We start from the raw sequence: 16733 nt of genomic DNA on the forward strand, positions 1-16733 counted from the left end.
GCTCCCTCCCCCTCAGCCCTTGGCCACGGCACGCAGGCGGTCCACCACATCGGCCCGCAGCTCCGCGGGCTCCACCACCACCACGTCCGGACCGAACTCCACCAGCCACGCATCCAGACCGTGCCCGTACGGGATCTCCAACTCGTCCCAGTCGTCACCGAGTTCCCGAACCGACGTGGCCTTCGCCCGAAGGGGGTAACCGGCACCCGAACGCAGCCGGATCACCGCCGTACGGTCGGCGATCTCACCCGCCCAGCTCGCCACGGTCTCGCGGACCGTCACCACATCGGGCACCGGAACGCTGAAACCGCTGCCGCGGGCACGCACCTTGCCCGTGATCCGCGACAACCGGAACACCCGCTCGGCACCCCGGTCACGGTCCCAGCCCGCCAGGTACCAGTGACCGCGCCAGCACTCCAGCGCCCACGGCTCCACATGCCGGGGCTCCGGACGGGCCGCGGAGGCCTTGCGATAGTCGAAGACGACCGGGCGGCGGTCACGGCACGCCAGCATCAACGGCTCGAAAGCCGCCTCGTGCACCGGAATACGGGGCTCCAGCGCGCCGTGCGCCTCGTACGGATCGACGTCCTCGGGCAGGCCGGCCGCACGCAGCTTCTGCAGGGCACCACTCGCCGCGCCGGCCAGCCGGGCCTGCTGCCACACCTTGGCGGCCAGCCCCAGAGCCGCGGCCTCCTCGGCATCCAGAGTGATCGGCGGAAGACGATTGCTGTCACGGCGGGCCAGATAGCCGACCTCACCGTCCAGGTTCTCCACGGTCTCGATGACCAGGCCCAGCTCGCGCAGATCGTCCTTGTCGCGCTCGAACATCCGGTTGAAGGAGTCCTCCCCGCCCGCCGCACCCCTGCCCGGCCTGGAGGCCTCACCCCGGCCCGTCCTGGAGGCCTCGACGTATGCCTCGATGGAGTCGCGCAGCTCACGCTTGCTGAGCGGCCGCCGCGTCCCCAGCAGACACAGCGCCAGGTTCATCAGCCGCTCCGCCTTGGCAATGGCCATCGACGCCCTTCGCCTTCCCTATGGTGCTTCCGACCGATGACCGTACCGCTCCGGAGTGTCACGGCAAAAGCCGGGGCAAAAGCCCGGGTAAAAGCCGAAGGCCCATGCGCACAGCACGGGCCCTCGTCCGACCAGGAACGGTCAGCGCTTGGCAACGCCCACCAGATCGCAGACGAAGATCAGCGTCTCGCCCGGCGCGATCCGCCCGCCGGCGCCCCGGTCGCCGTACGCGAGGTGCGCGGGGATGACCAGCTGACGGCGGCCGCCGACCTTCATGCCCTGCACACCCTTGTCCCAGCCCTGGATGACCTGGCCGACACCGAGCTGGAAGTCCAACGGGGTGCCCCGGTTCCAGGAGGCGTCGAACTCCTCACCGGTGGAGAACGCCACGCCCACATAGTGGACCTTCACGAAATCGCCGGCCGCGGCGACCTCGCCGTCCCCCTCCCAGAGGTCCTTGATCTCGAGGTCGGCCGGGGGCTCGCCACCCGGGAAGTCGATCTCGGGCTTCTCGATGCTCACGTCTAAAGCTCCTGCTCGTGTACGACTCGGAACGCGGACAGTCTTTCATCTCCCGACCACTCCCGCCCGCGGCGGGCGGCCCGCACCGACCGCCTACATCGCCGCCAGGATGTCCACGGAGAACACCAGCGTCGAGCCCTTCTTCACCGGGCCGCCGCTGGGCGGATTGTCGCCGTACGCCAGGTCCGGCGGCACCACGACCAGCACCCGGCTGCCCACCTTCTTACCGGTGACACCCTCGGCGAGACCCTTGACGACCTGCTGCATCTGCTCCAGGGAGATCTGGCTCAGCCGCCCCGAGCCGTACGTCGCCTCGAACGTCTTCCCACTGTCCCAGACCAGGCCCTCGAACTGGCACAGGATCGCCTGGTTCGCCTTGACCTCGGGCCCGTCACCCTCCAGGACGTAGGCGGACACCAGCTTCTTCGGCGGATCCGCCTTCGGAATTTTGATCGAGGGAGCCTTGCCGTCGGTGTTGGTGCCCACCTTCGGCACGGCGGCGTCGCTCTGCGCGACCACCTTGCCCTTGCTGGAACTCCTGGAGTTGAACGAGTCGATCAGATCGACGACGAACACCAGCGTGTCGGTCCCCTTGATGCCCGCCTGCGGGTTGCCCGACTTGCCGTACCCCAAGTCCGGCGGAACGGCCAGCTCGATCCTGCTGCCGACCTTCCTGCCCGCCAGCCCGTACCGCCAGCCGTCGATGAGGCTGCCCTGGGCGAGCTGCATGACCAGCGGCGACTTACGGTCGTAGGAGTTGTCGAACACCTTCCCCGTGGCCCAGATCTGCCCCAGGTAGTTCGCCTGGACGAAGTCGTTCTCCGCGACCGTGCGACCACTGCCCGCGATCACCGTCTTGACCGCCAGGTTCTTCGACGGATCACCCGGACCCTTGGCGACCGTCGGCTTCTCACCGAACTTCGTACCCGCCGTGATCGCGGGCAGCGGCCCGTCCACGATCTTCGGCGGCGGCACGGACGAGGCCGACGCCGACGGCGACGCACTGGCCTTGCCCGAACCGGACGAGTCGTCGTTACACCCGGCGAGCGTGACCAGTCCAGCGGGAACGGCGGCAAGAAGAAGAGAGCGTCGGCGCACGTGGGAAGCCTCGTAATCGGTCGATCTTGCGGATGACGTGCGCGCAACTCTACGACGCGAGCAGGGCGCCGTACGGAAAACGTACGGCGCCCGTGTCACGTTCCGGCATTCGAGTGCCGGCTCACATCCCGGCGATCAGCTTCTCCACCCGGTCGTCCACCGAACGGAACGGGTCCTTGCACAACACCGTGCGCTGCGCCTGGTCATTGAGCTTCAGATGCACCCAGTCCACCGTGAAGTCCCGGCGCTGCTCCTGCGCCCGCCGGATGAAGTCACCACGCAGCCGCGCCCGAGTGGTCTGCGGCGGCACCGACTTGCCCTCGAAGATCTTCAAGTCGTTGCAGATCCGGGTGGCTTGGCCCTTCTTCTCCAACAGGTAGTACAGACCACGACGACGGTGGATGTCGTGATAAGCGAGGTCTATCTGGGCGACCCGCGGATGCGACATCGTCATGTTGTGCTTGGCCCGGTACCGCTCGATGAGCTTGTACTTCATCACCCAGTCGATCTCGGTACCGATACGGTCGAGATCCTCGGCCTCGATCGCGTCCAGCGTACGGCCCCACAACTCCAGCACCTGCTCGACCGTGCCCGTACGGATACCACGGCGCTCACAGAAGTCCACGGCCTTCTCGTAGTACTCCCGCTGCACCTCCAGCGCCGAGGCCTCCCGCCCACTGGCCAGCCGCACCTTGCGCCGACCGGTGATGTCGTGGCTGACCTCACGGATCGCCCGGATCGGGTTCTCCAGGGTGAGATCCCGCATCACCGTGCCCGCCTCGATCATGCGCAGCACCAGGTCGGTCGCACCGACCTTCAGCAGCATCGTCGTCTCCGACATGTTCGAGTCGCCCACGATGACATGCAGACGGCGGTACCGCTCGGCGTCCGCGTGCGGTTCGTCACGCGTGTTGATGATGGGCCTCGAGCGGGTCGTCGCCGAGGAGACTCCCTCCCAGATGTGCTCCGCCCGCTGACTCACGCAGTACACCGCACCACGCGGCGTCTGCAGCACCTTGCCCGCCCCGCACAGCAACTGGCGCGTGACCAGGAACGGGATGAGGATGTCCGCGAGCCGGGAGAACTCCCCGTGCCGCGCGACGAGATAGTTCTCGTGGCAGCCGTAGGAGTTGCCCGCCGAGTCCGTGTTGTTCTTGAAGAGGTAGACGTCGCCCGCGATTCCTTCCTCGTGCAGGCGTCGTTCGGCGTCTACCAGGAGTCCTTCCAGAATGCGCTCGCCGGCCTTGTCGTGGGTGACCAGTTCGATCACATTGTCACATTCGGGTGTCGCGTATTCCGGATGTGAGCCCACGTCGAGATAGAGCCGGGCGCCGTTTCGCAGAAAGACATTACTGCTGCGGCCCCATGACACGACACGGCGGAAGAGGTACCGCGCCACCTCGTCAGGCGACAGACGGCGCTGTCCCCTGAACGTGCACGTGACACCGTACTCGTTCTCCAGCCCGAAAATGCGGCGGTCCATGACTGAACATTACGCCCGATCCCCCGAGCTGAAACGGGGTTCGGCAGCACGATTTGGATCATTTTCCGATGAAGCCGCAACCACCCCGCCCCCAGGGGGAGCTGCGAGGACCCCGCCGGCGCCCAACAGGACCAGCAACGACACCGCCCCCGCCGCCCCCGGCACGGCGAAACCCCACAGCGCGCCACCCGCCTCGACCACCGGACCCGCCAGGCCCGTTCCCACCGACGCACCCACCGTGAACGTCGTCACCAGCCAGGAGAACGCCTCCGTGACCGTCCCGCTCGGCGCATGCCGGTCCACGATCACGAACGCACAAGCGATGCACGGCGCCAGAAACACCCCCGACACCGCCGTCAACAGCACCATCGCCACCGCACCCGGCATCAGCACCAACGGCAGATAACACACCGCCAGAAGCCCCACCAGCACCCTCAGTCGCCGCTCCGGCACACCACTCCACTGCCGCGCCCCGTACACCGTGCCACCCACCAGCGCCCCCAGACCCAGCGCCGCCATCAGCCAGCCGTACACCGCGTCCCCGCCATGCCCGTCGGCGTACGGCACCGAGGCCACCGTGATGGAACCGAGCGCGATCCCCACGAACAGAAAGGCCCCCAGCAGCACCAGCAGACCGGGCGAACGCAGAGCCCCCAGCCAGTGCGCCTCACGAGGCGCCGAACGCCACGCGCGCGAGGGCGGCGAGACCACCACCGAAAGCGCACCCAGCACCCCCACCGCGTTCAGCACCAACAGCGCGGCCCGCTCCGACCACAGCGACACGCACAGCGTCACCAGCAGCGGGCCAACCGTGAACATCACCTCCTGCGCCACGGCATCCATCGCGTACGCCGTGTGCACCTGGTCCTCGCGCCGCAGCACGGACGGCCACAGCGCGCGCAGACCACCCTCCAGCGGCGGGGTGAACAGCCCAGCCGCCGCGACGGCGGCGCAGGCGAGCGGCAGCGGGTCGGTACCCGTGAAGGCGAACACCGCCATCGCCAGGGCGGAGGCCACGGCCGCGGGCAACTGCACGCGCGGCTGCCCGTACAGATCCACCAGTCGCCCCAGCACCGGCTGCCCCACGGCGGTGGCGACGCCGTAGACCGCCGCCAGCGCCCCGGCCAGGCTGTACGTGCCCCCCTCGGCGCGGACGAAGAGCACCAGCACGATGGCGGCGGTGGCGCTCGGCAGCCGGCCCACCAGAGTCCCGGTCAGCAGCCGGACCGCATGCCTCGCCCTGAGGATCTCCAGGTATCCCGCGGCCACCGCTGCCACTGCCACCTCCAGGTGTTACGTATAACGCCGACGTGCCATACGTACCATGTGCGCTGTGACGCGTCCAGGCGATAGACCGGCGCGCACCAGGGCGACGAAGGAGCAACCCACGGTGGCAGGCAGCAGCACGCGCCCGACGAGCAGGGACGTCGCCCAGGCCGCCGGAGTCTCACAAGCAGCCGTCTCACTCGTCCTCGGCGACAAATGGCGCGGCCGCGTCTCCGCAACCACCGCCGAACGCGTCCGAGAAGCCGCACGCACCCTCGGCTACCGCCCCAACCTCGCCGCCCGCAACCTCCGCCTCGGCCGCACCCGCACCGTCCTCCTCGTCGTCCCCGCCCTCACCACCGAGTTCTTCGCCGGCGTCTACACCGGCGCCGCCCGCGTCGCCGCCCAGCACGGCTTCGGCGTCGTCCTCTACCCCTCCCCCGAAGGCATCGGCCCCGCCCGCGACCCCTTCGCCTCCGCCCAGGCCGCCCTCGACGGCATCATCGCCTCCTCCATGGCCGCCGACGCCCTCACCGCCCTCCGCGGCGACCAACTCCCCCTCGTCATGCTCGACAGCGACCCCGAAGGCAGCCCCGGCTCCGCCACCGTCAACCTGGACATCGCGGACGGGGTACGCCAGGTGGCCCAACACCTGCTCGACCTGGGCCACCGGCACTTCCTCCACCTCGCCGCCGACGTCGCCTCCTGGACCTTCGAGGTACGCACCCGTGAACTGACGGCACGCGTCGGCGCCCTCCCGGACACCACCATCCGCACCGTCCGCGCACCCATCTCCATCGAAGGCGCCCGCACCGCCACCGAAGCCGCACTCGCCGGCCCCGGCCCCCGCCCCACCGCCCTCGTCTGCGACGACGACAAACTCGCCGCCGGCGCCTACAAGGCCCTCCGCCGCCTCGGCCTGCGCATCCCCGAGGACATCTCCGTCACCGGCCTCGACGACCTCGCCCTCGCCACCGCGATCGACCCCGAGCTCACCACCGTCCGCCTGGACGCCGAACTGTTCGGCGAACGCGGCATGGAAGCCCTCCTCGCGGTCCTGGAGGACCGCGAACCCGCGCGCGCCGACATCCCCGTCCACCTGGTCGTAAGAGGCTCCACGGCCCCACCAGGCGCCCCCTGACACGCCTGTGCCCCGGCCGCGACACGGCCGGGGCACACCAGGACGGCAGGACGAGACGGACCCCTACTCGTCGGCGTCGGACTCCTCCGCGCTCTCCGCCTCCGTGCTCGCGCCGTTCGCCTCCAGCAGACGGGCCAGCTGACGACCCACGATCCGCTTGAACTTGCGCTTCTGCGGACGCGTACGGTCCAGAACCGCCACCTCCAGCCGCTCCGCGGGAATCTCCCGCTCACTGCCGTTGGTGTCCCGGGACAGAGCCTGCACCGCCAGCTTCAGCGCCTCCGCCAGCGACATCCCGTCCCGGTGACGCTGATCGAGGAAACTGCTGATCTGCTCGGCGTTGCCACCGACCGCCACCGAACCGTGCTCGTCCACGATCGAACCGTCGTGCGGCAGCCGATAGATCTGGTCACCCTCCGGGGCCTCCCCCACCTCGGCGACCACCAGCTCCACCTCGTACGGCTTCTCCCCCGCGCTCGAGAAGATCGTGCCCAGCGTCTGCGCGTAGACGTTCGCGAGACCACGCGCGGTCACGTCGTCCCGGTCGTAGGTGTAACCCCGCAGGTCGGCGTACCGCACCCCGCCGATCCGCAGATTCTCGTACTCGTTGTACTTACCGGCGGCCGCGAAACCGATCCGGTCGTAGATCTCACTGAACTTGTGCAGCGCACGGGACGGATTCTCACCGACGAACACGATGCCGTCGGCGTACTGGAGCACCACAAGACTGCGGCCACGGGCGATGCCCTTCCGGGCGTACTCCGCCCGGTCGGCCATCGCCTGCTGGGGCGATACATAGAACGGCGTCGACACCGGTTATCCGTCCCTTTCTGTGGAAGTCACTGCGATCACCTTCACCAAGATCCCGGCCCGCTCTCAGAGCAGGGCGGCCTTGGGCCCGTCCGGCTCCTCCAGCCGACGCTGGAGCACCGCACGGGCGACCTCGGAGGACTCGTCGTCGGTCAACCGACGGAAACCGTCCTCGGTGATCACGGTGACGATGGGGTAGATCCGGCGGGCGACATCGGGACCACCGGTCGCCGAGTCGTCGTCAGCCGCGTCGTACAGCGCCTGCACCACGAGCGTCGTGGCCTGCTCCTCGGTCAGGTCGTCACGGAACAGCTTCTTCATCGCACCGCGCGCGAAGATCGAGCCGGAACCGGTGGCCGCGAAGTTGTGCTCCTCGGAACGGCCACCCGTGACGTCGTAGGAGAAGATGCGGCCCTTCTCGCGGTCCACGTCGTAGCCCGCGAAGAGCGGCACCACGGCCAGGCCCTGCATGGCCATGCCCAGGTTGGAGCGGATCATGGTCGACAGGCGGTTCGCCTTGCCCTCCAGCGACAGCTGGGCGCCCTCGACCTTCTCGAAGTGCTCCAGCTCCAGCTGGAACAGCTTGACCATCTCCACGGCGAGACCGGCCGTGCCGGCGATGCCGACCGCGGAGTACTCGTCCGCCGGGAACACCTTCTCGATGTCCCGCTGAGCGATCACGTTGCCCATCGTGGCCCGGCGGTCACCGGCGAGCACCACGCCGCCGGGGAAGGTCACGGCGACGATGGTGGTGCCGTGGGGAGCCTCGATGACACCTTGGGTGGGCGGCAGCTGCCGGTTGCCCGGGAGCATCTCCGGCTGGTGCTCGGACAGGAAGTCCATGAAGGAGGAGGACCCTGGCGTCAGGAAGGCAGCTGGTAGACGCCCGGTGCTACGAGTGTTGGCTTCCACGCGTTTCCTTCCACGTATGCAGCAGCCCGCCTTATGGCATCGGGCTGATCCTTGAACTGCCCCAGCGCGGCGTTGCAGCTGAAGCACAGTACGCCACGGACCCTACCCGTCTCATGGCAGTGATCCACATGTGCGGGCGGAGCCGCAAGACATATGCAGCAGACGCCCCCTTGGGCGGCGATCAACTCGTCACGCTCGGCTTCGGTGAGGCCGTACTGGCGCTTCAGGTGGCCCTGTCGTCCCTGGGCCACCCGGCACGCCTTGCAGCGTGTGGACAACCCGTCGGATGCCGTGGCGTTGCGGTGCCAGTCGCTGTGAGGCTTGACCTCGCCGCATGTCCGGCAGAGCTTGTGCCCGGCCGGAACCTCCACCTTCTCTCGCACCGGCTTACCCATGGCCTCACGGCGGCGCCGGTAGTGCGCGGCGCTGTACTCAGCCACGCACTCCCGACATCGCGGCTGGAGGCCATCACGCCGGTTCTTGTCTCTCGCGAATGCCGCGGGCGGCAAGTCGCGCTTACACCCCGCGCAGTGCTTGGAGTTCGGCTCGTCGGCTACCTTCATCCCCCGCAACCTTCAATTCGAAGGTAAAGATGTCCGCAGAACCTCTACTCGCCACCTTTCTGCACGAAGCTCCGAACGAAATCCTCGGCATTTTCCTCGAGTACGTCATCGATCTCGTCCAGCACCGAGTCCACGTCATCGCTCAGCTTCTCGTGCCGCTCCTTGAGGTCCTCCGAGCCCTGCGCCTCCTGCGCCTGCTCCTCGACCTCCTCGGTGGAACGCGTCGCCTTCTGCTGGCCGCCGCCGGTGTCCTTGGTTGCCATGACCCTCACCCCGCTCAGTTCGCCCGACATGGTCGACAGGTCGGCATTCCTGCCGATCGGTGATGATCAGACCCTACAAGCCGGGTCCGACATCGGCCCCGCAGTTCGTACAACGTGCGAGGGCCACCTCGATGATTCCCGCGCGCCGGGGGTTTGCACCCCGTGCGCCCGAGCGGTTCGAGTACCCGCTCAGCCGCCGGAGAGGACCCTGACCAGGTCCTCGGCCGTGCGGCAGCGGTCCAGTAGTTCCTTGACGTGATTTCGCGTTCCGCGAAGTGGTTCCAGGGTTGGGACGCGCTGGAGGGAGTCCCGGCCCGGGAGGTCGAAGATCACCGAGTCCCAGGAGGCCGCGGCGACGTCGTCGGCGTACTGCTCCAGGCAGCGTCCGCGGAAGTAGGCGCGGGTGTCCTCAGGCGGCTTCGTACGGGCCCGTTCGACCTCGGTCTCGTCCAGGAGGCGCTTGATGCGTCCGCGGGCCACCAGGCGGTTGTACAGGCCCTTCTCGGGGCGTACGTCGGCGTACTGGAGGTCGACGAGGTGGAGCCGGGCGGCGTCCCAGTCGAGGTTGTCGCGGCGGCGGTAGCCCTCCATGAGTTCGCGCTTGGCGACCCAGTCGAGTTCTCCCGCGAGGCTCATGGGGTCGTTCTCGAGCCGGCTGAGGGTGTCCTCCCAGCGGGACAGGACGTCCTTGGTCTGTTCGTCGGCGTCGGCGCCGAAGCGTTCCTCGACGTACTTGCGGGAGAGCTCGTAGTACTCCATCTGGAGTTGGACGGCGGTGAGTGTGCGGCCGCTGCGGAGGGTGACGAGTCGCTTGAGGGACGGGTCGTGGGAGACCTGGTGGAGCGTGCGTACGGGCTGGTCGACGGCCAGGTCGACGGCGATGAAGCCGTCTTCGATCATGGAGAGGACCAGGGAGGTCGTGCCCAGCTTGAGGTAGGTGGAGATCTCGGAGAGGTTGGCGTCGCCGATGATCACGTGGAGGCGGCGGTATTTCTCCGCGTCGGCGTGGGGTTCGTCGCGGGTGTTGATGATGGGGCGCTTCAGGGTCGTCTCGAGGCCGACCTCCACCTCGAAGTAGTCCGCCCGCTGGCTGAGCTGGAAGCCGTGTTCGTGGCCGTCCTGGCCGATGCCGACGCGGCCGGCGCCGGCGAAGACCTGGCGGGAGACGAAGAAGGGCGTGAGGTGGCGCACGATGTCGGAGAAGGCGGTTTCCCGCTTCATCAGGTAGTTCTCGTGCGTGCCGTAGGAGGCGCCCTTGTTGTCGGTGTTGTTCTTGTAGAGGTGGATGGGCTGGGCTCCGGGGAGCTGGGCGGCTCGTTCGGCGGCCTCGGCCATGATGCGTTCGCCGGCCTTGTCCCAGAGGACGGCGTCGCGGGGGTTGGTGACCTCGGGGGCACTGTATTCGGGGTGTGCGTGGTCGACGTAGAGGCGGGCGCCGTTGGTGAGGATCACGTTGGCGAGGCCGATGTCCTCGTCGGTGAGCTGGCTGGAGTCGGCGGCCTCGCGGGCGAGGTCGAAGCCTCGTGCGTCGCGCAGCGGGTTCTCCTCCTCGAAGTCCCAGCGGGCCCGGCGGGCCCGGTGCATCGCCGCGGCGTAGGCGTTGACGATCTGGGATGAGGTGAGCATGGCATTGGCGTTGGGGTGGCCGGGGACGGAGATCCCGTACTCCGTCTCGATGCCCATTACTCGCCGTACGGTCATGCGGCCCTCCTTGCCCGGCGGCGCCCTCGGTCGTGGGCGCCGCTCAGTTACCGCTGGCGCTCCGGTGCGTGTGCGGTGCCCGTCCCCGCACTGCGCGACTCGGCGGTAGGAATGAGCCTAGAACGCCTTTGCGCTGGTGGGGAGATCATTTGCGTCATTTGCGTGCTTCAGCTGTGCCTGGAAAACACTCGGCTGCGGGTACCCGTGGTGGGCACCCGCAGCCGCCCTGTCTTTACAGGTACTGACCGGTGTTCGCCACCGTGTCGATGGAGCGTCCGGTGTCCGCGCCCTGCTTTCCGGTGATGAGGGTGCGGATGTAGACGATCCGTTCGCCCTTCTTTCCGGAGATTCGGGCCCAGTCGTCGGGGTTGGTGGTGTTGGGGAGGTCTTCGTTCTCCTTGAACTCGTCCACGCATGCCTGGAGGAGGTGGGAGACGCGGAGTCCCTTCTGGTTGTTGTCGAGGAATTCCTTGATCGCCATTTTCTTGGCGCGTCCGACAATGTTTTCGATCATGGCGCCGGAGTTGAAGTCCTTGAAGTAGAGGACTTCCTTGTCACCGTTGGCGTAGGTGACCTCCAGGAAGCGGTTCTCCTCGGATTCGGCGTACATGTGCTCGACCGCGGTCTGGATCATGCTCTGGACTGTGAGGCCCTTGTCGCCGCTGTGCTCGCCGAGGTCGTCGGCGTGGAGCGGGAGGCGCTCGGTGAGGTACTTCCCGAAGATGTCCTTGGCCGCTTCGGCGTCCGGGCGTTCGATCTTGATCTTCACGTCGAGTCGGCCGGGGCGCAGGATGGCGGGGTCGATCATGTCCTCGCGGTTCGAGGCGCCGATGACGACCACGTTCTGCAGGCCTTCCACGCCGTCGATCTCGGCGAGGAGCTGGGGGACGATGGTGTTCTCCACGTCCGAGCTGACGCCGGATCCCCGGGTGCGGAAGAGGGACTCCATCTCGTCGAAGAAGACGATCACGGGGGTGCCTTCGCTGGCCTTTTCCCGGGCGCGCTGGAAGACGAGGCGGATCTGCCGTTCGGTCTCGCCGACGTACTTGTTCAGGAGCTCGGGGCCCTTGATGTTGAGGAAGAAGCTCTTGCCCGCGGCTTGGCCGGTGACTTCGGCGACCTTCTTGGCCAGCGAATTGGCGACGGCCTTGGCGATGAGCGTCTTGCCGCATCCGGGGGGCCCGTAGAGGAGGACGCCCTTGGGCGGGCGCAGTTCGTGCTCCTTGAACAGGTCCGGGTAGAGGTAGGGGAGCTCGACGGCGTCGCGGATGGCTTCGATCTGGCCGCCGAGTCCGCCGATCTGCTCGTAGCCGATGTCGGGGACCTCTTCGAGGACGAGTTCCTCGACCTCGCTCTTCGGAACGATCTCGTACACGTAGCCTGAGCGGGGTTCGAGCAGCAGGGCGTCGCCGGGGCGGATGGTGACGTCCAGCAGCGGCTCGGCGAGCCGTACCACCCGTTCCTCGTCGGTGTGCCCGAGCACCAGGGCGCGCTCGCCGTCCTCGAGGATCTCCTTGAGGGTGACGATGTCCCCGACGCGCTCGAACTCCATGGCTTCGACCACGTTGAGCGCTTCGTTGAGCATTACTTCCTGGCCGCGCCTGAGGTCGTCGACTTCGACGCTCGGGCTGACGTTCACGCGGAGTTTGCGGCCTCCGGTGAAGATGTCGGCGGTGCCGTCCTCGTTGGCCTGCAGGAAGACACCGAAGCCGGCCGGTGGCTGGGCGAGCCGGTCGACTTCTTCCTTGAGGGCCACGATCTGGTCGCGGGCCTCGCGGAGTGTGTTGGCGAGTCGCTCGTTCTGGGCGGACACGCCGGCCAGGTTGGTCTGCAGCTCGACGATCCGCTCTTCGAGAATTCTCGTGTGTCGCGGAGAGTCGGCGAGCTTGCGTCGCAGGACGGCGATCTCCTGCTCAAGATAGGCGATCTGCCCGGCCGGGTCGTCGGACCCCCGTCCCGGGCGGATGCCGCGGTTCATGTCGTCGTCGTGGGCTGCCACGGTCCTCACCTCCTCCAAGGGGAGCTGGACGCTTCCAGACCCTACCTGGGTGGGTGCCGATTGAAACCCCTAGATCACAAAGACTGTGGAGGAGTGTCCGATCTTCACCCTTGCGCTCTCCCTCGCATCAGGGGAATACCCACCGAACGTGTCGGGGAAGCCGACGGAGGTAGGGTCGGGGCGTTCAACACCCGTCAGAGCTGGCCGGATTCCCACCGGCTTGGCGTTCAAACGGCAGGAGAGATGACCGTGCAGCAGGCGGACCGAAGCGGCAGTGAGGCGCTGGAGGTCTGGATCGACCAGGATCTGTGTACGGGCGACGGGATCTGTGCCCAGTACGCGCCGGAGGTGTTCGAGCTGGACATCGACGGTCTGGCCTACGTGAAGGGCGGGGACGAGGAGTTGCTGCAGGCCAAGGGGGCTACGGTGCCTGTCCCGTTGCCGCTTGTGACGGATGTGGTGGACTCGGCGCGGGAGTGCCCGGGTGAGTGCATCCATGTGCGTCGGGTTTTGGACAAGGTGGAGATTTACGGGCCGGACGCGGAGTGACTCTTCGAGTACGCACCGTGAGCATTGTCTGATTTCTCACATGTGGTGGGCGGGGTGGGGTGGTTTCAGACGCTGTGGGCGTCGGCGGGGGTGGAGCGGATGAAGGCGCCGTTCTGCCATTGCCACTTGGCGGGGGTCTTGAGGTCGGGGCAGCAACTCGGTACGTCGGACGAGGAGTAACCGAGCAGGGTTGCGGTGACGGCTTGGGCGCGGACGGTGAAGTCGGTGACGTTGAGGCGGTCCTTGGGGTCGACGAGGGTGGCGACGACGCGTGGTGTGCCGGTGCCGGCGGCGCGGGTGAGGACGTAGACGGCGTCGGGTGGGGTGCCCATGGCGGAGTCGCAGTGGACGACGGCGACCGTTTCGGGGTTGCCGTCGCCGTCGAGGTCTCCGGTCGCCTTCTTGGCGACGACTGCTTTCACGCGTCCGCATCGGAGGGGGAAGGCGACGCCTGTGGTGGGTGGCGCTGCGGCGGCCGGGGCGGTTTTCGCGGTGGTGCCGGTGGCCGGCTGGGCGGCGGTGGCGGATCCGGGCTGCAGGGCGGAGGAGAGGGCCACTACGGCGGCGACGGCTGTGGCGGTGGCGAGCCAGTGGATGGGGCGGGGCTGGGCGTGAGCGAGTTCCGGGACGGCGGATTGCTGCACTAGGAGCGTCTCCTGGGAGGGCTGTGCCGGTGGGTGGCCAGCATGGTGCCACAGGTCACAGTCGGGGGGAACGGCGGGGTCAGGGTTCCTTCGCCGGGTGGGCTCGGGTCCTGGTGCTCCGTCAACGCACGGGCGCGGTGGCCTGGTTCCGGGTGGGTCGGGGGAACTTGGCGGTGGCGCCCGTGCGTTGGTGCGGCTGGTGTGGCAAATGCTCCCGAGGGGGGCGGTGGTGCGGTGAGGGGGCCACCTCAGCGGCCGGTGCCTCCGTCGGCGTTGGGGCCGGCGTAGTCCTCGCCGTAGGCGCCCTTGGCGGGGCGGCGGCGGCGCATGGGGGGTTCGACACCGTCGGCGAGGCGGCGGGCGGTGAGGAGGAAGCCGGTGTGGCCGATCATCCGGTGGTCGGGGCGGACGGCCAGGCCCTCGATGTGCCAGTTGCGGATCATGGTCTCCCAGGAGGTCGGCTCGTTGAAGCAGCCGATCTCGCGGATGGACTCCACGGTCCGGGCGAGCTGGGTGGTGGTGGCCACGTAGCAGCAGAGGATGCCGCCGGGGACGAGTGCCTTGGAGACGGCCTCCAGGCATTCCCAGGGGGCGAGCATGTCGAGGATGACGCGGTCGACGTCGGTGTCGGTCAGGTTGTCCTGGAGGTCGCCGACGGTGAGCTGCCAGGCGGGGTGGGGGCCGCCGAAGTAGCGCTCGACGTTCTGCTTGGCGATCTCGGCGAAGTCCTCGCGGCGCTCGTAGCTGTGCAGCATGCCTTGGTCGCCGATGGCGCGCAGCAGGAAGCTGCTGAGCGAGCCGGAGCCGACGCCGGCCTCGACGACGCGGGCGCCGGGGAAGATGTCGGCGAAGGCGAGGATCTGCCCGGCGTCCTTGGGGTAGACGACGGCTGCCCCGCGGGGCATGGACAGGACGTAGTCGGGGAGCAGGGGGCGCAGCGCGAGGTAGGCGACGTTTCCGGTGGTGCGGACAACGCTGCCCTCGGGAGCGCCGATCAGTTCGTCGTGCGGGAAGGAACCCTTGTGGGTGTGGAAGTTCTTCCCGGCCTCGAGTGTGAACGTGTAGTGGCGGCCCTTGGGGTCGGTCAGCTGTACCTGGTCCCCGACCTTGAAGGGCCCGCGCCTGCGGGCGGCACCGGTCGGTTCGGACATGTGACCAGCCTACCGGCGTTTGCGGGGGTCGCCGACCATCCGGGTGGGGTCAGGGGGACGAGGGGGTGGGGCGGGCCATGGCCTTGACGAAGGCGCGTTCCACGTCGGCGGCGGACAGGACGCCGTAGATCTCGCCGGTGTCCTCGACGACCAGGTATTCGGTGGCGGGGGTGGCGCGCAGGGCGTCGAGGAGGTCTTCGCCGGCGAGTTCGGCGGAGACGCGCATGCCGTCGGTGAGGTCCTGGGCGAGTCCGCCGACGGTGACCCAGGGTCGGCGGTGTTCGGGTACGCCGACGATGGCGGCTTCGCGGACGAGGGAGAGGGGGTTGCCGTCGGCGTCGACGACGACGAGGGCGCGGGCGCCGGCGGCGTTGGCGCGGCGCAGGGCTTCGGAGAGGGGGGTGTGGGTTTCGACGGGGACGGCGCGGCGGGTGAGGGTGCGGGCGCGGAGTTCGGGGAGGTGTTCGCGGAGCCGGGCCATGCGGAGGCTGTTGCCGGCGCCGGTCCAGATGATCGCGGCGAGGATGGCGGCGAGCAGGGCGTCGGTGACGGTGTCCATGCCGACGTTGTCCTCGGCGGTGGTGCCGAGTGCGCCGGACTGGGTGAGGAGGGGGAGGCCGATGAGGACGGTGACGGCGAGGGCGCGGCCGACCCAGGCGGCGGCGATGGTGCCGGTCATGGGTTTGCCGGTGATTTTCCAGACGACGGCGCGGAGCATGCGACCGCCGTCGAGGGGGAGGCCGGGCAGGAGGTTGAAGGCGGCGACGATGAGGTTGGAGATCATCAGGCCGGCGAGGAGGACGCCGGGGACGGTGCCGGGTGCGACGGGCTGCATGGCGAGGTAGAACAGGCCGGCGAGGACGAGGGAGAGCAGGGGGCCGACGAACGCGAGTACGAATTCCCGTCCGGGGGTTTCGGCTTCCTTCTCGATTTCGGAGACGCCGCCGAAGAACTGGAGCTGGATGCGGCGGACGGGGAGTCGGAAGCGGAGGGCGGCGACGGTGTGGGCGAGTTCGTGGATGAGGACGGAGGCGTAGAAGGCGACGGCGAAGAAGAGGGAGACGAGGTAGCGGGCGGCGCCGAGCTCGGGCAGGACGCGGTCGAGCTGTCCGCCGAACACCCAGGTGATCAGTGCGGCGACGAGGAACCAGCTGGGTGCGACGTACACGGGTACGCCGAAGGGGCGTCCCATGAGCATGCCGCCGCCGGGTTCGCGGGGGCGGCGGGGTGGGCGGCTCTTCGCCGGTCCGGGTCCGGCGGGGGCGTTGCCGGTGGGCCGGGTGGCGGGGTGCGGTGAGGTGTCCGGGGCGTCGGGGGTGCCGGCGGGGCGGTCGTCGTCGCCGGGGCGGGCCTCGGGGGGTGTGTCGGCGGGTGCCGGTTCGGGAGCGCCGGGGGGTTCGTCGGCGGGGCCGGGCGGTGCGGGGGTGTCGTGGGGCTCGGGCCCGGGGTGGTCGGTGGCCGGGGCCGTTGGACTCGCGGGGTGCTGGGTCGGCTCGTCGTCGCCGGACCGCGGCTGCCCGCTCGCGCCGCTCACGTCCACGGTGTCCCCTCGTTCGATGCGTCCTCCGCGCCTGCCGGGTGCCGGGCGGAAGGGTCTCGGGGTCGATGGTATGCGGC

General features: G+C 68.7%; 16 protein-coding genes. 2 read left to right on the forward strand and 14 right to left on the reverse strand.

What is annotated here, in order from left to right:
* Positions 1-12: 12 nt before the first annotated feature.
* The 5 genes from ACWC21_RS08010 to ACWC21_RS08030 form a co-directional block, all read right to left on the reverse strand.
* Positions 13-1014, reverse strand: a complete 1002-nt coding sequence (locus tag ACWC21_RS08010; RefSeq protein ID WP_450879255.1) for a helix-turn-helix transcriptional regulator — start codon at positions 1012-1014, stop codon at positions 13-15.
* Positions 1015-1155: 141 nt separating this feature from the next.
* A complete protein-coding gene (locus tag ACWC21_RS08015; protein WP_450879257.1) occupies positions 1156-1536 on the reverse strand; it encodes an FKBP-type peptidyl-prolyl cis-trans isomerase in 381 nt (126 codons plus the stop codon).
* A 93-nt stretch (positions 1537-1629) separates the two neighbouring features.
* Positions 1630-2634, reverse strand: coding sequence for an FKBP-type peptidyl-prolyl cis-trans isomerase (locus ACWC21_RS08020; RefSeq protein ID WP_450879259.1), 1005 nt, complete (start codon positions 2632-2634; stop codon positions 1630-1632).
* A 121-nt stretch (positions 2635-2755) separates the two neighbouring features.
* A complete protein-coding gene (gene pafA, locus ACWC21_RS08025) occupies positions 2756-4117 on the reverse strand; it encodes a Pup--protein ligase (protein WP_365166794.1) in 1362 nt (453 codons plus the stop codon).
* A gap of 9 nt (positions 4118-4126) precedes the next feature.
* Entirely contained in the window at positions 4127-5386 is a 1260-nt protein-coding gene (locus ACWC21_RS08030) for an MFS transporter (RefSeq protein WP_450879363.1), read from the reverse strand.
* A 121-nt stretch (positions 5387-5507) separates the two neighbouring features.
* Between ACWC21_RS08030 and ACWC21_RS08035 the strand changes: the two genes are divergently transcribed.
* A complete protein-coding gene (locus ACWC21_RS08035; RefSeq protein WP_450879261.1) occupies positions 5508-6524 on the forward strand; it encodes a LacI family DNA-binding transcriptional regulator in 1017 nt (338 codons plus the stop codon).
* A 63-nt stretch (positions 6525-6587) separates the two neighbouring features.
* Here ACWC21_RS08035 and prcA read toward each other — a convergent pair whose 3' ends face one another.
* The 6 genes from prcA to arc form a co-directional block, all read right to left on the reverse strand.
* Positions 6588-7337, reverse strand: a complete 750-nt coding sequence (gene prcA / locus ACWC21_RS08040) for a proteasome subunit alpha (protein WP_450879263.1) — start codon at positions 7335-7337, stop codon at positions 6588-6590.
* A 63-nt stretch (positions 7338-7400) separates the two neighbouring features.
* Positions 7401-8246: a proteasome subunit beta gene (gene prcB / locus ACWC21_RS08045; RefSeq protein ID WP_450879265.1), complete on the reverse strand. Its 846-nt coding sequence runs from the start codon at positions 8244-8246 to the stop codon at positions 7401-7403.
* Entirely contained in the window at positions 8198-8809 is a 612-nt protein-coding gene (locus ACWC21_RS08050; RefSeq protein WP_450879267.1) for an endonuclease VII domain-containing protein, read from the reverse strand. Before ACWC21_RS08050 ends, prcB begins: the two co-directional genes overlap by 49 nt.
* A gap of 44 nt (positions 8810-8853) precedes the next feature.
* The gene (locus tag ACWC21_RS08055) at positions 8854-9072 is read right to left on the reverse strand and encodes a ubiquitin-like protein Pup (protein WP_380884004.1); all 219 of its coding nucleotides are present in this window, start codon (positions 9070-9072) and stop codon (positions 8854-8856) included.
* A gap of 189 nt (positions 9073-9261) precedes the next feature.
* The gene (gene dop, locus ACWC21_RS08060) at positions 9262-10773 is read right to left on the reverse strand and encodes a depupylase/deamidase Dop (RefSeq protein WP_450879270.1); all 1512 of its coding nucleotides are present in this window, start codon (positions 10771-10773) and stop codon (positions 9262-9264) included.
* Between the two features lie 232 nt (positions 10774-11005).
* Complete coding sequence (gene arc, locus ACWC21_RS08065; RefSeq protein ID WP_389147809.1) at positions 11006-12772, reverse strand: proteasome ATPase; 1767 nt, start codon at positions 12770-12772, stop codon at positions 11006-11008.
* Between the two features lie 243 nt (positions 12773-13015).
* Between arc and ACWC21_RS08070 the strand changes: the two genes are divergently transcribed.
* Positions 13016-13321, forward strand: a complete 306-nt coding sequence (locus ACWC21_RS08070; RefSeq protein WP_450879272.1) for a ferredoxin — start codon at positions 13016-13018, stop codon at positions 13319-13321.
* 65 nt (positions 13322-13386) lie between these two features.
* On the opposite strand, the gene ACWC21_RS08075 is transcribed toward ACWC21_RS08070, so the two are convergent.
* The 3 genes from ACWC21_RS08075 to ACWC21_RS08085 form a co-directional block, all read right to left on the reverse strand.
* Complete coding sequence (locus tag ACWC21_RS08075; RefSeq protein WP_450879274.1) at positions 13387-13965, reverse strand: hypothetical protein; 579 nt, start codon at positions 13963-13965, stop codon at positions 13387-13389.
* Positions 13966-14213: 248 nt separating this feature from the next.
* Positions 14214-15116 carry a tRNA (adenine-N1)-methyltransferase gene (locus ACWC21_RS08080; protein ID WP_450879276.1) on the reverse strand — a complete coding sequence of 301 codons (903 nt, stop codon included), beginning with the start codon at positions 15114-15116 and terminating at the stop codon, positions 14214-14216.
* 49 nt (positions 15117-15165) lie between these two features.
* Entirely contained in the window at positions 15166-16656 is a 1491-nt protein-coding gene (locus ACWC21_RS08085; RefSeq protein WP_450879278.1) for a site-2 protease family protein, read from the reverse strand.
* Positions 16657-16733: the final 77 nt, after the last annotated feature.

Source organism: Streptomyces sp. NPDC001348 (assembly GCF_053597535.1).

What these genes read in the sequence shown, in the direction of transcription:
- ACWC21_RS08010 (WP_450879255.1), bottom strand. Translation starts at nt 1,014, where the DNA reads ATGGCCATTGCCAAGGCGGAGCGGCTGATGAACCTGGCGCTGTGTCTG.
- pafA (WP_365166794.1), bottom strand. Translation starts at nt 4,117, where the DNA reads ATGGACCGCCGCATTTTCGGGCTGGAGAACGAGTACGGTGTCACGTGC.
- ACWC21_RS08050 (WP_450879267.1), bottom strand. Translation starts at nt 8,809, where the DNA reads ATGAAGGTAGCCGACGAGCCGAACTCCAAGCACTGCGCGGGGTGTAAG.
- ACWC21_RS08055 (WP_380884004.1), bottom strand. Translation starts at nt 9,072, where the DNA reads ATGGCAACCAAGGACACCGGCGGCGGCCAGCAGAAGGCGACGCGTTCC.
- dop (WP_450879270.1), bottom strand. Translation starts at nt 10,773, where the DNA reads ATGACCGTACGGCGAGTAATGGGCATCGAGACGGAGTACGGGATCTCC.
- ACWC21_RS08070 (WP_450879272.1), top strand. Translation starts at nt 13,016, where the DNA reads ATGACCGTGCAGCAGGCGGACCGAAGCGGCAGTGAGGCGCTGGAGGTC.
- ACWC21_RS08080 (WP_450879276.1), bottom strand. Translation starts at nt 15,116, where the DNA reads ATGTCCGAACCGACCGGTGCCGCCCGCAGGCGCGGGCCCTTCAAGGTC.